Raw genomic sequence first — 14,993 nt, forward strand, 5'->3', positions numbered from 1 at the left:
TCGTGCCCGGGCCGGGGCGCGCCCCGGGTCAGGCGACCGGGCGGCCCACGGCCAGGGTCAGTTCGAGGATCCGCTGCGGTGAGGCCAGGTCCGGGAACAGCTCCCGCAGCTGCGACATCCGGTACCGCACCGTCTGGGGGTGGACGAACAGCGCCGCCGCCACCTCCTCCCGCCTGCCCTGGTGCAGCAGCCACGCCCGCAGCGTCTCCTCCAGCCGTCGTGCCGTCGCGGCGGGCAGGGCGCGCAGCGGTGCGAGGGCCCGGGCCCGCAGGTCCGCGAACGCCTCCGGGTCGGCGGTCAGCACGAGTTCGGGCAGGTGGTCCTCGGTGTCGCGGATGCCGGGGGAGAGGGAGCGCGCGCGGACGGCCCGTGCGTAGGAGGTGCAGGCGCGGGTCCAGGGTCGGGCCGGGCCGACCACGGCGGTGCGGTCGGCCAGTTGCCGCAGGAGGCGGGGGCGGTCGGCGTCGGGGACGAGCAGCACACCGGTGGCGTCCGGCAGGTCGTCGAGGACCAGGGTGCCCGGGTCGAGGGTGCGGTAGGCGGTCCGGGCCTGGGCGGCGGGGAGCAGGACCGCGGTCAGCGAGTCCGGGGGCTGCCAGCCGGCCCGTTGTACGGAGGCCTGGAGCACGTCGGGGCCCGCGTCGGTGAGCAGTTCGCGGGCCAACTGCTCCAGGTGGCGCTCGTGGGCCCGGCCCCGGGCGGCCAGTTCGTCGGCGTGGCCCGCGGCGCTCGCGGCGGAGAGCTCGTCGATGTAGGCGAAGGTCAGCTCGGCGAACTTGGCGACCTCGGCGGCGGGCAGGCCGGCGGGGACGGCCCCGGCCGCCAGGCAGCGCCAGGCCACCCGGGCGCCGACGCGGTAGGCGCTGAGCAGGGCGTCCATCGAACGGCCGTCGCGCACCTCGCCCCGGCCCAGTTCGTAGGCCGCGTCGCCGGCGTCGACTCCGGTGGCGCGCCCGCTGGCGAGGTCGAGGTAGTGGCCCAGGGCGGTGCGGACGGCCCGCCGGATGGTGCCGCCCATGCGGCCCGACAGGGCGTTGGCGTAGGAGGGGACCTCGTCGATGATCGCCCGGACGACCTCTTCGGCGGTGGAGGTCAGCGTGGCCCTGAGGGCGGCGACCGTCGTGTCGTCCAGGGCCAGTTCGCCGGCCCTCCGGACTGCGTTGCTCATGTTCTTGTTCCCTGCGAACAATTCGGCCGACCAGATTCACGTCCTACGGTCAGGACTTTACGCCCGTATGCGCAGCAAGCTGGCCCCATGACGAGCGCAGCCCTCCGCAGCAGGGCGTGGAAACTTCTGGAGCTGGTCACGACGCCGCTGCTGCCGTCGGACTACCTCGACCTGGTCAGCCCGCTGCGCGCGGGCGCCGACCTGCGCGGGCGCATCGAGGCCGTGCACCCCGAGACGGGTGACGCCGCGACCGTGGTGATCAGGCCGGGACGCGGCTGGCGCGGCCACACGCCTGGACAGTACGTGCGGATCGGGGTCGACGTCGACGGGACGCGCCTGTGGCGGTCCTACTCCGTCACCTCGCCGACGAACCGCCGGGACGGCCGCATCACGATCACCGTCAAGGCGCTCCCGGACGGCAAGGTCAGCAACCACCTGGTCCGCCGGGCGGTCCCGGGCACGCTGGTCCACCTCGACCAGCCGGCCGGTGACTTCGTGCTGCCGCCGGCCAGGCCCGCCAAGGTGCTCTACCTGACGGCCGGCAGCGGCATCACGCCCGTGATGGGGATGCTGCGCGACGGCGTGCCGGGCGACGTGGTCCTGGTCCACTGCGCGCCCCGGCCGCAGGACGCGCTCTTCCGCGGCGAACTGCAGGACCTGGCCGCGGGCGGCGGGCTGCACCTCGTCGAGGTGCACACCGAGGCGGACGGCAGGCTCGACGTCGCCCGCCTCGGCGAACTCGTCCCGGACTGGGCCGAGCGCGAGACCTGGGCCTGCGGTCCGGCGGGCCTGCTCGACGCCGCGGAGGCGCACTGGAAGGGGCACGGCGTCCACGAGCGCCTGCACACCGAGCGCTTCCGCCCGAGCGTCGCGGTCGTCGGCGACGGCGGCCGGGTCACGTTCAGCACCACCGGCAGGACCGTCGACGCGGACGGCGCCGCCTCGCTGCTGGACGTCGGCGAGGAGGCCGGCGTGCTGATGCCCTCCGGGTGCCGGATGGGCATCTGCTTCGGCTGCGTCACGCCGCTCAGGGCGGGCGCCGTCCGCGACCTGCGCACCGGCGAGATCACCGAGGCCGAGCCGGGCGTCCTCATCCAGACCTGCGTGTCCGCCGCGGCGGGCCCCTGCGACATCGAACGGTAGGAGCACCGTGACCGCCATCGACCCCGCCGCCCACCTGACCGCCGATCAGATCGAGGAGCTCGGCCGCGAGCTGGACGCGATCCGCGACGAGGTGATCGCCGGCCGCGGCGAGCAGGACGCCGCCTACATCCGCAAGGTCATCTCGGCGCAGCGCAAGCTCGAACTGGCCAGCCGGGGCGTGCTGCTGTTCTCGCTCTTCCCGCCGGCCTGGCTGATCGGCACCGCCGGCCTCTCCGTGGCGAAGATCATGGAGAACATGGAGATCGGCCACAACGTCCTGCACGGCCAGTGGGACTGGATGCGGGACCCGAAGATCCACTCCACCACCTGGGAGTGGGACCACGTCTCGCCGGCCGACCAGTGGAAGCACTCGCACAACGAGCTGCACCACACCTACACCAACGTGATCGGCAAGGACAACGACCTCGGCTACGGCATCATGCGCGTCGACGAGGACCAGCGGTGGCACCCCTTCCACCTCGGCCAGCCGCTGTGGAACCTGGTCAACGCCTGCTTCTTCGAGTACGGCATCGCGGCCTACGACCTGGAGCTCGGCAAGAACCTCAGCAAGCGCCGCCGCAAGGACCCGGAGTTCCGCGCCCGGGCCCGGGCCGTGGGCCGCAAGATCCGCAAGCAGGTGCTCAAGGACTACGTGGTCCACCCGCTGCTGTCCGGCCCGTCGTTCCTCCCCACGCTCGCCGCCACCTTCACCGCCAACCTGGTCCGCAACCTGTGGACCCACTCGGTGATCATGTGCGGGCACTTCCCCGAGGGCGTCAAGGTCTTCCAGCGCCGCTCGATCGAGGGCGAGACCCGCGGCCAGTGGTACCTGCGCCAGATGATGGGCTCGGCGAACATCAGCGGCAGCCGGGCCATGCACTTCATGACCGGCAACCTCTCGCACCAGATCGAGCACCACCTGTTCCCGGACCTGCCGAGCAACCGGTACGCCGAGGTGGCGGTGAAGGTCCGCGCGCTGTTCGACAAGTACGAGCTGGAGTACGTCACCGGGCCGCTGCCCAAGCAGGTGTTCTCCGCGTGGCGCAAGGTCGTCCGGCTCTCGCTGCCGAACCGGAGGACCGGGGCCGGGACGCCGGACCGCGAGCGGGAGCTCGTCGCGGCCTGATCCCCGGTGCCGACGGCGCCGTGGCCGGGCCCCTTCCCTCCGGTGGCCTCCGGGACCCCGCCCCCGGCGCACGGCCCGCCGGAGCGGTCCGGCCCAGCCCGGGAGGGTGGGCGGGCCGCCACCCGGAGGTTGAGGACGGCGGCGCCGACCGAGATGTGCAGCGCCTGCCCGGCCGGGCCGGCGACGGGCAGCGAGCGGTCCCGCTGGGCCCGGACGTCCACGGTGGCGGATTCGGGCCGCAGGCGGAAACGCCAGGGCCGGCTGTTGTGCGTTGTGCACCGACGGCGCGGCCACGGCCGCCGCGACCAGCTTCTCCAGCGCGGCGGCGTCCAGGCGGGGCGGGGGCGGGGGCGGGGGAGGGGGCGGACATGACGGCCCCTCAGGTGCGTTCGGAGGAGCCGACGCCGGGGGCGGGGTCCTGCTCCTGACGGAGTGTCTCCAGACGGTGGCGGTACTCGTCGGTGTCGATCTCGCCCCGGGCGTAGCGTTCGGCGAGCAGCCGGGAGACGTGGTTCTTGACCGGCTTCTCGGCCAGGTAGAGCTCCCGGCCGATCTCCCGGTCGGTCCTCCCCCCCCGGCCGTGCTCCTGGGCTCGGAAATGCTGCCTCGATTCCGGGCGAGCGGGTGGCCCGGCGCAGCGGGAGCCGGGCGCGGTGGGCCGTGCGGCCGGGCATGCGGTCGGACATGCGGCCGGGGGAATCCGCGCCGCGTCGGGTGTCGCAGGAGGCGGGATCGCGGTGGGGCTGGCTTCCTGGAGGGGACAGGGGAGAACCGCCGGCCGCCCGCCCGTGGTGGCCGGCGCCCCGACTGCGGAAGGTGAGTGCCGTGGACCGTGCCGATGACCCGGGGGCCGGAGCGAAGGACGCCGAGCGGACGGCGGAGCGGGAGGCGAGGGTCGGGGCGGAGCCGTCCGGGCCGCCGGAGGTGGCGCCGTACCACCATCCGGCGGCGGGCTGGGGCGCGGCGAGGAGCGTGACGGAGTTCCTGGTGCGCGAGCGGGCGCTGGTGGACGGGCCCCGGGCGATCATGCGGATGAACCACGAGAACGGCGGCTTCGACTGTCCGGGCTGCGCCTGGCCGGACGACACCAAGGGCCTGCACCTGGACATCTGCGAGAACGGCATCAAGCACGTCACCTGGGAGATGACCCGCAAGCGGGTCGGCCGGGAGTTCTTCGCCGCGCACACCGTCACCGAGCTCTCCGGGTGGAGCGACTTCGCGCTGGAGGACCAGGGCCGGCTCACCGAGCCGATGCTCTACGACCCGGACACCGACCGGTACGTGCCGGTCGGCTGGCAGCAGGCCTTCGACCTGTTCGGCGAGACCGTGCGGGGCCTCGACGGCCCCGACCAGGCCGCGTACTACACCTCGGGCCGGCTCGGCAACGAGGCCACCTTCCTCTACCAGTTGATGGCCCGTGAGCTGGGCACCAACAACCTCCCCGACTGTTCGAACATGTGCCACGAGGCCTCGGGGCGGGCCCTGCAGGCCGCGATCGGCACCGGCAAGGGCACCGCCGACCTGAAGGACTGGGAGAGCGCCGACGCGCTGTTCATCCTGGGCGTCAACGCCGCCTCCAACGCACCCCGGATGCTCACCGCCCTGGCCGACGCCACCCGGCGCGGGGCCCGGATCGTGCACGTCAACCCGCTGGTGGAGGCGGCCGCCACCCGCACCATCGTGCCGCACGAGTTCGTCGACATGGCACTGTTCAAGGCCACCCGGACCAGCAGCCTCAACCTCCAGGTCCGGATCGGCGGGGACATGGCCCTGCTGCGCGGCATCGCCAAGGCCGTCCTGGAACAGTCGGCGCACGACCCGAAGGCCCTGGACCAGGAGTTCGTCGACCGGTACACCACCGGCTTCGCCGAGTACCGCGCGCTCTGCGAGCGCACCCCGTGGGAGGAGCTGGAGCGGCAGAGCGGCCTGACCCGCGATCAGATCCTCGCGGCGGCCCGGGTCTACCGGGAGGCCGACCGGTCGATCTTCTCCTGGTGCCTGGGCGTCACCCAGCACGAGCACGGCGTCGACGCGATCCGCGAGATCGTCAACGTGCTGCTGCTGCGCGGCAACCTGGGCCGCGAGGGCGCCGGGCCCTCCCCGGTCCGCGGCCACTCCAACGTGCAGGGCAACCGGACCTGCGGCATCGACCACCGGCCCGCACCGGCCTTCCTCGACCGGCTCTCCGAGGTCTGCGGGATCGACGCCCCGCGCGAGCACGGCAAGGACACCGTGGCCACCATCGAGGCGATGGCCCGCGGCGAGGTGAAGGTCTTCGTCGGCATGGGCGGCAACTTCGCGCTCGCCGCGCCCGACACCGACTACACCTACCGGGCGCTGCGCCGGTGCGAACTGACGGTCCACGTGTCGACCAAGCTGAACCGCAGTCACCTGGTGCACGGACGGCGGGCGTTGATCCTGCCCTGCCTGGGCCGCACCGAGCAGGACCGGCAGCGCGGCGGGGTGCAGGCCACCTCGGTGGAGGACTCGATGAGCATGGTCCACCTGTCGGTGGGCATGAAGAAGCGGCCCGCCTCCCCCCACCTGCTCTCCGAACCCGCGATCATCGCCGGCCTGGCCCGGGCCGCGCTGCCCGGCAGCGCCACCCCGTGGGAGTGGTACGTCGAGGACTACGACCGGATCCGCGACACCATGGCCAAGGTCCTGGACGGTTTCGAGGACTTCAACCGCCGGGTCCGCCTGCCGCTCGGCTTCCGGATCAAGCAGCCCGCCCGCGAGCTGGTCTTCCTCACCGCCTCCGGCCGCGCCGAGTTCTCCGCCGCCCCGCTGCCCGACGTCCTGCCCGCGCCCGGCACGCTGGTGCTCGGCACCATGCGCTCGCACGACCAGTGGAACACCACCATCTACTCGGACAACGACCGCTACCGGGGCGTCAGGAACCTGCGCACCCTGATCTTCCTGAACCCGGACGACATGCGCGAACGCCGCCTCGCCGAGCTCGACCCGGTCGACATCACCGCCACCGCCCGCGACGGCTCCACCCGCTCCCTGCACGGCTACCTGGCGGTCCCGTACGACCTGCCGCGGGGCTGCGCGGCCGGGTACATGCCGGAGATGAACGTGCTGTGCGCGATCGGCGACCACTCCACCCAGAGCGACCAACCGATCATGAAGCACCTCAACGTCACCGTGGAGCCCTCCGGCCGCGGTTGACCCGCGGCCGGTCGGTCGGCCGGCCGCGGAGCGGGTGCGCCGCTCCGCGGCCGGCGGTGTGACCGGGTGTCAGCGGACTTCGTCGAGGGCGATGCTGCCGCGGGTGGAGCCGATCCTGACCTTCACGGTGACGTAGCCGGGCTTGCCGTCCTTGGTGCCGTGCTCACTCCAGTACTGGCAGGTGTAGCCGGTGTCCGCACCGAAGTCGAAGGTCTTGGCGGCAGGGATCTCGTCGCAGGCGAGCCTGCTGGCGGTGGAGGTGGAGCCGTAGCGCTCGTGGAAGCGGTTGTAGATCTCCTTGGCGACCAGGAGCGCCTTCTTCTGGGTCTTGGTGTAGGAGAAGACGAAGCTGCCCTCGGTGTACTTGTCGCTGATCTTCACCTCGTACGGGATCTCGGCGCCCTCGTAGGTGACCACGCACTGGCTGACCGCACCGGCCTTCATGGTGATGCCGTCGGCGCACTTCGCGCTCGTCGTGCCGGGCACGTGGGCGGCGGACAGGACGTCCTCGCGCAGCGCGTGCTCGACCTTCTCCACCACGGGTGCCTTGCTGTCCGGAGCGGGCGTCACCTTGAGCGCGTCGCCACCGCCCCGCTGGACCACGTCCTTCTGCGGACCGTCGATGGCCACCGGCAGCACCTTGGCGGCGCTCTTGGCAGTGTCGGCGGGAGCGCTCTTGGCGCTGCCCGCCGCACTGCTGCCCGCCGCACCGCTGTCGGTGGAACCGGAAGGACTGCCGGAGGTGCCGCAGGCGGTGGTCAGCAGACCGACCGCGACAACGGCAGTGAAGGCCTGGATCATTCTTCGCATGGGCGAGGACTCTATCGACACCCGGTGACGCCCCGACAGCCGGATGGCAGTACTGCCGGGTAGCGGCAGGAGAGCCACCGTCAACTCCTCGTGGGGGCGGGCGGAGCGCGGTCAGGAGGTGGCGAGGACCCGGTTGATCTGGGCGGTGACCAGGTCGGTGCGCAGGGCGGGCTTGCGCTGGGCCTCGTCGCTGACCGAGAAGAGCAGGGAGTTCTCCCCGACGGCCGCGTAGAGGACCAGCAGGACCGTGCCACCGCCGCTGGTGGTGCGGAGGCGGAGGCCCACGGTCGGGACGTCCGGTCCGTCGACGGGCATGGGTTCGAGTTGGAACGCGGCCGTCTCGGCGCTGAGCCGCAGGGTGGTGCAGCGTCCGCCGTGCACCGCGTCCCGCAGCGTGTCGAACCGTCCTCGGGCCTCCGCACCGGGGACGGCGGTGACCCGGGCCTTCAGCACGTCGCCCGCGCTGCCCCCGCTGACGTAGCCGTGCTCGGCGTAGGGACCGGAGGGCGGGGCGAGCGCGTTGATCACCGGCGCGCAGTCCGGGTTGCCGGCGGCGGCGAGCCTCCAGCGCTCCGGGTCCGGTGCGGAGGTGCGGGTGAAGTCCTGGTACCGGGTGCCCGGGGGCAGGTCGGCCACCGGCAGTGCGGTGCCCGGCAGTTGACCGGGGGTCAGCGCCGGAAGGGCGCGCCACGGGGCGGCGGACGGCGCCGCCGCCGGGCCGCTCCGGGCGGCTGACGGCGACTGCGACGGCGTCTGCGACGGCGACGGTGCTGCGGGGGCGGACGAGCAGGCCGTCCCGAGAGCGAGCAGTGACACCAGGACCGGTGACACGAGGGCGGTGCGGCGTATCAAGTTCTCTCCATGCGGCGACCACCGGCCCGGTGCCGGTTGCGGACATTATGGGGGTGATCATCGGCAGCACGCCTGCCGTTATCCGGCCCGCCGACGCCGACGCCTTTGGGCCGGACCGGCGTTGACGTCAGGGTTCCGTAATGGCTCCGGGGCTGGTGGCGGGTACGCCGGTGGTGTTCAGTCGTACCCGTCCACCTGTTGTCCCGTTCCCGGAGTCCGTGATGCGACGACGCATGTCCAAGCCGCTCCTGTCCGTCCTGTCGCTCGTGCTCCTGGCCGTGCTCGCGGGCGGCCTGATCGTCTTTCAGCCGTGGAAGGCGTTCACCGACACCACCGTCGACGAGGCCCTGCCCACCGCCGTGTCGGCACCGACGACGGCCGTACGTACGACGGAGCCCTCGCCTTCGGCGTCCACTGCCGCGCCGACGGACCTCGGCCGCGGGAGCTTCGTCTCGGGCGAGCACACCACCACCGGCCGGGCCCGCCTCGTCCGCCTCGCCGACGGCAGCGCCGTCCTGCGCCTGGAGGACCTCGCCACCTCCGAGGGCCCCGACGTGAGGGTCTACCTCTCCACCCGCCCCTCCGCCGAGTCCAGGCTCGACGACCTCGGCCCCGGCGCCGTCGAACTCGGCCGTCTCAAGGGCAACTTGGGCAACCAGAACTACGCCGTCCCGGCCGGCACCGACCTCACCCGCTTCCACAGTGCTGTCATCTGGTGCAAGCGCTTCTCCGTCGGCTTCGGCGCCGCCGACCTCGCCGCCGCCTGACGGCCCGTCAACGGGAAGGCGACGTCCGGACGGCGAACCACAGACCCGCCGCCGCACACACCCCGGCCGGGACCAGCAGGGCCGCGGCCGACCCCGTGGGGTGCGCCGTCGTCCCCGCGCAGGCGCCCATCACCGCCACCCCGAGCGTGGCGCCGCTCTGCCGGCAGGCGTTCAGCACGCCGGCCACCGCGCCGGCCGTCCCGGGCGGTGCCGCCTCGACGAGTGCCGCGACCACCGCGGGCAGGACGAAGGAGACCCCGGCCCCGGTCAGCAGCAGTCCCACCGCCAGGACCGCGTACCCGGCCCCGGCCCGGCTCCCGGCGGCGAGCACCAGGGCGCCGACGGCCAGCAGCACAGTCCCGCCCACGATCGGTGTCCGCGGCCCGACGGCGACCACGATCCTGCCGGTCAGCGGCGGGTTGACCACGAACGGCAGCGTCAGCGGAAGCAGCGCCACCCCCGTCGCCAACGCCCCCAGCCCACGGTCCCCTTGGAACAGCAGGGGCAGGACGAACAGGTCGCCCGCCAAGGCGAAGTTCACCGCCGCACCGACCGCCAGCCCCGCCCGTACCACCGGGCTGCGCAGCAGCCCCGCGCCCAACACCGGTGCCGTGCTGCGGAGTTCACGACGCACGAACGCCGAGCCCGCCGCGACGGACAGTACCGCCGAGACCGCCGCATGGCGCCAGGCCCCGCCACCGACCGCGATCACCGCGTCGGTCGCCAGCGCGAGCGCCAGGCACGCGCCGGCCTGGGCCGGCCAGTCGATGCGCCGGGTGCCGGGCGGCGACGCCGCCCCACGGCCCGCGGCAAGTCCCAACGCCAGCACCGCGATCGGGGCGTTCACCACGAAGACCGCCCGCCAGCCGGCCAACTGCACCAGGAGTCCGCCCACCAGCGGGCCGGCGGCCACCGCCGCACCGCTGACCGCCGCCCAGGCCGCCACCGCCCGGGTGCGGGCGGCCGGGTCGGGGTACAGCCGCGCGACGACCGCCATCGAGGAGGGCACGACGGCGGCCGCCGCCACCCCGAGCACCGCCCGGGCCGCCACCAGCGCACCCGTGCCCGGCGCCGCGGCACACAGCAGCGACAGGGCGCCGAACGCCGCCGTCCCGACCCGGAACACCCGCCACGCACCGTGGCGGTCGGCGAGCGCCCCGGCCGTCAGCAACAGGGCCGCGAAGACCACGGTGTAGGCGGTCGTCACCCACTGCAGGCCCGTCGCGGACATCCCCAACGAGGCGACCAGATCGGGTTCGGCGACGGCCAGGACCGTCAGGTCCAGCAGCACCATGAAGTACCCGAGGGAGACGCCGAGCAGGGCGGCCCGGCGGCGGCGCTGTGCCGACGGTGCGGGCGGTGCGGGCGGGGTGGGATCGAGGACGTGACCGGGCGGGTGTTCCGCCCCGGTGGGAGGTAGGACGCTCATGGCGGTACCTTCCCCGCCGGGACCGGCGGCGGGCGACCGGTCACACCGCACCCGCGTTCGGGAATCCCGAACGGACGGTGGGCGGTTGCCGACGGGCATGGAACTACGCCAGCTCCGCGTCTTCGACGCCGTGGTCCGCCACCGCACCGTGACGGAGGCCGCCACCGCCCTCGGCCTCGCACCCTCCACGGTGTCCGAACACATCCGCGGGCTCGAACGCTCCCTCGACGTCCCGCTGTTCGACCGCGGCAGCCGCGGCATGCGGCTCACCCCGGCCGGCGAACGCCTCCAGGGCTGGGCCCACCGCCTGCTCGACCAGGCCGACCAGGCACGCCGCGACGTCACCGGCACCCCGCACGCACTCCACCTCGGCGCCCTGGAGACCATCGCCGCCTCCCACGTCCCGGCCGTCCTGGCCCGCGTCACCGCCCGCGACCCCCACCTCCGGATCGACGTCCGCGCCTCCCGCCGCCGCGACGAACTGCTCGCCGACGTCGCCGCTGGCCGCCTGGACGCCGCCCTGCTCCTGGACACCGGCACCACCCTCGGCACCCTCGGCTTCCCCGCACCCCGGGCCGGGCTCTCCTTCGTCGACGTCGCCACCGTCCCGCTCCTCCTCGTCGGCCGCCCCGGGCACCCCCTGGCCGAGCACCCCGCCCTGACCCCCGAACACCTGACGGACCAACAACTCCTGGTCAACGCACCCGGCTGCTCCTTCCTGCTCGCCGCCGACCGCCTCCTCAGCCCGCACCAGCCCCGCCTGCGCGCCGACGGCGTGCCCGTCATGCGCGCCTGGGCCGAACAGGGCGTCGGCGTCGCACTGCTCCCCGACTTCGCGGTGGCCACCTCCGTGACCGAAGGACGCCTGGCCGTCCTCCCGCTGCCCGCACCCGCGTTGAGCCTGCGCCTGCTCTGGCGCACCGGCACGGAGGACGCCCCCGGCGTGCGCACCCTCCTCTACGCCGCGGCCGGCCTCGGGCGCTCCGGCTGACCCTGCCCCCGCCGCGGTGACCGGTGCCGCCTCCGGCAGCTCGTGCCCGAAGACGCGTCACGCCCCGGGGCCGATCCTCCGTGCGTGCGAGGCCGCCAGGCCGACCTGGGGGACATCGGCGATGCCGGGGTAGGTGGCGCCGATGTTCTTGAGGGTGTGCGGTGCGGCGAGCCAGTCGCGGGCCGGGGCGGGTGCGCTGCGCAGGTCGACCACGAAGTCGCGGTGGCGGACGCGGTCGAGGGTGTGCTCTGCGGTGCCGGGTGCGGCGGGGCCGACGGTGAACTGCCCGGGGGCGCCGTCGTGGTCGAAGGCGTTGAAGGAGCCGTGGTCGAAGGTCAGGCCCACGCTCAGGTAGCCGTCGCCCAGCTGCTCGCGGAGGAAGTCGCCCTGAACCCGGGGGTAGGTGGCGGGGACGTAGCTCTGGAGGGCGATGTGGCTGTTGTGGAAGGCCCGGAAGCCCTTCTCCTCGACCAGGTAGCGCAGGACGCGGTGCTTGAGGGTGAAGAACTCGTGCGAACTGTGGCTGGCCTCGCCCAGGGCCACCACCCGGGCATCGCCCACCATCCGGCCGAACGGCCGCAGGTCGGCCGTCCCGCCGGTGGGGTCGGTGGTGCGCAGGGGCTGGGCCACCCGGTCGAGGGCGGCCTCGGGCGAGCGGAAGGCGGCGGAGGCCGACACCGCGGTCGGCGCGGTCGGTGCGTGCGGGGTGGTGGCGGAGGCGCCCGGGGCGACGGCCAGGGTGGCGCCGAGCGGAACGAGCAGAGCGGCCAGCAGGGCCTTGTGCGTGATCATGGACCCAACTCTCGCCGGGCGGACCGGCCTTGCACCATCCGCTACACCCCCGACCGGACCGGGGGTTGTCCCCACCCGCCGACCGGCGGGGGACCAGGACCCAGGTCCTGGTCGTGAACCGGCGTCAAGTGGCTTGCCCCGCACCCGAGTCCAGGGTTCCGGTCGGATGCGGATGGACCGGGCCCGCAGCGGGTGCGGGAGCGAACCGTGCGCCGGCCGGGCAGTGCGCGCGCTGGTCGGCGCTGGCCGACCTCGACGGGCAGGTGTTGGGGCGGCCGGTCAGCTGGGGCGGGGCGGTGCTGCCGCTCGTCAGGCCGGTGAGGGAGAGGAAGGCCGCGGCCGCCGCGAGGGCGGCGCCGTGGCGGTGGTGGAGCCGGAGGGCCGGCCGCCGGTGTCGGCGGGGTCGGGTCGGAGCGGTCCGCGAGGTCAATTCGGCGAGGAGGTCGGCGACTTCGGGCGCGGGCGGCCGGCGGGGCGGGTCGGTGAGGGTCATTCGGTGCAGCGCTCCCGCCAGGGGGACGGGCAGCCAGGCGGGTATGCGGGGCGGGCGGGACAGACGGGCCGCCGCGGCCTCCGAGGGCGTGCCGTGGTACTCGCGGCGGCCGGTCAGGCACTCCAGGAGCACCAGCCCCAGCGCGTACACGTCCGAGGCGGGGAGCGCCCGGCGGCCGCGGATCTGTTCGGGCGCGAGGTAGGCCGGCGTGCCGGTGACCAGTCCGGCCCGGGTGGTGGTCGGGTCGCCGGACGGCCGGGCGATGCCGAAGTCGACGAGCCGTGCGGTGCCGCCCGCGTCGAACAGGATGTTGGACGGTTTCACGTCACGGTGGACCACCCCGTGCTCGTGGACGAAGGACAGGATCCGCGCCAGCTGCGCCCCGAGCTGGGCCACGGCCAGGGGCGACAGGGGCTCGCGGGCCAGCACCTGACGCAGCGTCGGGCCCTCGACCAGCTCCAGGGCGAGATAGGGGAGGCCGTCCCAGGTCCCGCAGTCGTGGACCGCCACCAGGCCGGGGTGCCGCAGCCGGGCCAGGGTCCGCGCCTCCCGGGTGAAGCGGTTCGCGACCTCGCCGCCCGCCGACGGCCGGAGCACCTTCAGTGCCACGGGCCGCTGCAGCCGCTCGTCGAGCGCTCGCACCACCTCGGACTCGCCTCCGCTGCCCAGTGGGCACTGCACCCGGTAGCGCTCGGCGAACAGACCGGCAGGGGCGGGCAGTACGTGTGCGGTGGCCATCGACGTCTCCGCTCTCGGACGTTCCACCGCTGCCCCGCTCGGAGGAGGGTGGGCTCCGGCCCGCCTACCCCCGGAACGCCGCCCCACACGCCACCGGTGACCCGCGAGCCGTCAGGTGTCAGGCGGCGGTGCAGGGGCAGACGCGCCGTCATGAGACTGCTGAACCCTCCCGGGGTCCACCGTGCGCAGGAGGACACCGAGCTCCTGGTCGAGTGTCTGGGGCGCGAACCGCTCGGGCCCGGCGACGCGGTGCTCGACCTGGGAACCGGCACCGGCGCGGTGGCGCTCGCGGCCGCCGGCACCGGGGCGAGGGTGACCGCCGTCGACGTCTCCCGGCGGGCCCTGGCCACCGCCTGGCTGAACAGCGCGCTCAACCGCTGCCGCATCCGCCTGCTGCACGGAGACCTGCTGGAGCCCGTGCGCGGCCGGCGCTTCGACCTGGTGGTCTCCAACCCGCCCTACGTCCCCGCCGCCGAGGAGACCCTGCCGGTCCGCGGGATCGCCCGGGCCTGGGACGCCGGCCACGACGGCCGCGCGCTGCTGGAGCGGATCTGCCGTCAGGCACCCCGGGTCCTCGCACCGGGCGGCGTCCTGCTGGTGGTGCACTCCTCGCTGTGCGGCGTCGGCGAGACCCGGGCCCGGTTGGAACGGGCGGGCCTCGCCACCGAGGTGGTCGCCCGGCGCAGCATCCCGTTCGGGCCGGTGATGAGCGGCCGGGCCGCCTGGCTGGAGGCGCAGGGGCTGGTCGCCCCGGGCGAGCGGACGGAGGAACTGGTGGTGGTCCGTGGTGTCCGGAAACGCTGAACGTCCCGCCGCTCCGGCTCGGGAGGCGGTGCGGGCGCCCGGCGCCGTACTCGTCGTACTCGATCGCGACCGGCGCCGCCTGGGCCGCGCCGTGCAGGCGCGGGATCATCCAGGCCTGCGGATCGGCCTCCTTGAGGTGGTCCGCCGACCGGTGGACCAGGTACTCCCTGGCCTGCCAGCGCTGACCCTCCCTCAGCAGCAGGTGCGAGAGGCCGTCCCCGTCCGGGGGCTCCACCAGGAGGGCGTCCAGCTGCTCGGCGAGCGGGGGTACGGGCCCGAGTTCGGCGCGTACCGCGCTCAGGAAGCGGCTCTCCAGACGGTGCCTCAGGTCCAGCAGGCCCGGATCCCACTCCCAGTCGGGGGCCACCGCCGCGAACGCGGTAGTGGAGTTCGTAGCAGAGGTGGAGCGCCAGGTGGAGGTCCTCGCCCCACTCCGGGGCGTCGTGGACCTCGGCGGGCACCGGCTCGCCCGAGAGCGGGGTGCGGGTGCGCAGCAGGTCGACCGGAGCTGATCACCAACGCGCACCTGCACACGCACAGCGCCGCCGGTCTGGTCCTGACCCGGGACAGCCGCTGCCTGCACGTCAGCGTGCACGACTCCTCGCCGGCGCTGCCCGCCTGGCCGCCCCGATCCGCACGACGGGGAGAGCGAGGGGGAGAGCGACGGGCGGACCGCTACGGGGAGCTGTCCCGGGCCGGGCGACGG

12 protein-coding genes and 1 pseudogene are annotated in these 14,993 nt (G+C 74.2%); 7 read left to right on the forward strand and 6 right to left on the reverse strand.

The features are described 5' to 3' along the window. Positions 1–28 precede the first annotated feature (28 nt). Positions 29–1,168, reverse strand: a complete 1,140-nt coding sequence (locus ACIA8O_RS24935; protein WP_396296176.1) for a PucR family transcriptional regulator — start codon at positions 1,166–1,168, stop codon at positions 29–31. 87 nt (positions 1,169–1,255) lie between these two features. Between ACIA8O_RS24935 and ACIA8O_RS24940 the strand changes: the two genes are divergently transcribed. The 3 genes from ACIA8O_RS24940 (at position 1,256) to ACIA8O_RS24950 (ending at position 6,611) form a co-directional block, all read left to right on the forward strand. After that, positions 1,256–2,311 (forward strand): ferredoxin reductase, encoded by a 1,056-nt coding sequence (locus ACIA8O_RS24940; protein WP_396296177.1) that lies wholly within the window; start codon positions 1,256–1,258, stop codon positions 2,309–2,311. Between the two features lie 7 nt (positions 2,312–2,318). Next, positions 2,319–3,437 (forward strand): fatty acid desaturase family protein, encoded by a 1,119-nt coding sequence (locus ACIA8O_RS24945; protein WP_396296178.1) that lies wholly within the window; start codon positions 2,319–2,321, stop codon positions 3,435–3,437. Between the two features lie 924 nt (positions 3,438–4,361). Further along, entirely contained in the window at positions 4,362–6,611 is a 2,250-nt protein-coding gene (locus ACIA8O_RS24950) for an FdhF/YdeP family oxidoreductase (RefSeq protein WP_396296578.1), read from the forward strand. 69 nt (positions 6,612–6,680) lie between these two features. Here the strand turns inward: ACIA8O_RS24950 and ACIA8O_RS24955 are convergent, their stop codons facing one another. Together ACIA8O_RS24955 and ACIA8O_RS24960 are read right to left on the reverse strand one after the other, a co-directional pair. Further along, complete coding sequence (locus ACIA8O_RS24955; protein ID WP_396296179.1) at positions 6,681–7,421, reverse strand: hypothetical protein; 741 nt, start codon at positions 7,419–7,421, stop codon at positions 6,681–6,683. A gap of 111 nt (positions 7,422–7,532) precedes the next feature. Continuing rightward, the gene (locus ACIA8O_RS24960) at positions 7,533–8,237 is read right to left on the reverse strand and encodes a hypothetical protein (RefSeq protein WP_396296180.1); all 705 of its coding nucleotides are present in this window, start codon (positions 8,235–8,237) and stop codon (positions 7,533–7,535) included. Positions 8,238–8,506: 269 nt separating this feature from the next. On the opposite strand from ACIA8O_RS24960, the gene ACIA8O_RS24965 reads away from it, so the two are divergent. Next, positions 8,507–9,040 carry a DM13 domain-containing protein gene (locus ACIA8O_RS24965; protein ID WP_396296181.1) on the forward strand — a complete coding sequence of 178 codons (534 nt, stop codon included), beginning with the start codon at positions 8,507–8,509 and terminating at the stop codon, positions 9,038–9,040. A gap of 7 nt (positions 9,041–9,047) precedes the next feature. Here the strand turns inward: ACIA8O_RS24965 and ACIA8O_RS24970 are convergent, their stop codons facing one another. Continuing rightward, positions 9,048–10,469, reverse strand: a complete 1,422-nt coding sequence (locus ACIA8O_RS24970; RefSeq protein ID WP_396296182.1) for an MFS transporter — start codon at positions 10,467–10,469, stop codon at positions 9,048–9,050. A 97-nt stretch (positions 10,470–10,566) separates the two neighbouring features. Between ACIA8O_RS24970 and ACIA8O_RS24975 the strand changes: the two genes are divergently transcribed. Next, positions 10,567–11,460 (forward strand): LysR family transcriptional regulator, encoded by an 894-nt coding sequence (locus tag ACIA8O_RS24975; protein ID WP_396296183.1) that lies wholly within the window; start codon positions 10,567–10,569, stop codon positions 11,458–11,460. Between the two features lie 57 nt (positions 11,461–11,517). On the opposite strand, the gene ACIA8O_RS24980 is transcribed toward ACIA8O_RS24975, so the two are convergent. Further along, the gene (locus tag ACIA8O_RS24980; protein WP_396296184.1) at positions 11,518–12,252 is read right to left on the reverse strand and encodes an erythromycin esterase family protein; all 735 of its coding nucleotides are present in this window, start codon (positions 12,250–12,252) and stop codon (positions 11,518–11,520) included. 124 nt (positions 12,253–12,376) lie between these two features. Next, complete coding sequence (locus ACIA8O_RS24985; RefSeq protein ID WP_396296185.1) at positions 12,377–13,483, reverse strand: serine/threonine-protein kinase; 1,107 nt, start codon at positions 13,481–13,483, stop codon at positions 12,377–12,379. A 150-nt stretch (positions 13,484–13,633) separates the two neighbouring features. Between ACIA8O_RS24985 and ACIA8O_RS24990 the strand changes: the two genes are divergently transcribed. Next, complete coding sequence (locus ACIA8O_RS24990; protein ID WP_396296186.1) at positions 13,634–14,287, forward strand: HemK2/MTQ2 family protein methyltransferase; 654 nt, start codon at positions 13,634–13,636, stop codon at positions 14,285–14,287. Between the two features lie 505 nt (positions 14,288–14,792). Continuing rightward, positions 14,793–14,942, forward strand: a pseudogene (locus ACIA8O_RS24995) (ATP-binding protein); the annotation flags it as partial. Between the last annotated feature and the right edge of the window lie 51 nt (positions 14,943–14,993).

Origin of the sequence: Kitasatospora sp. NPDC051853, from assembly GCF_044452665.1 — a bacterium.
In the GTDB taxonomy this organism is placed as follows: Bacteria; Actinomycetota; Actinomycetes; order Streptomycetales; family Streptomycetaceae; genus Kitasatospora.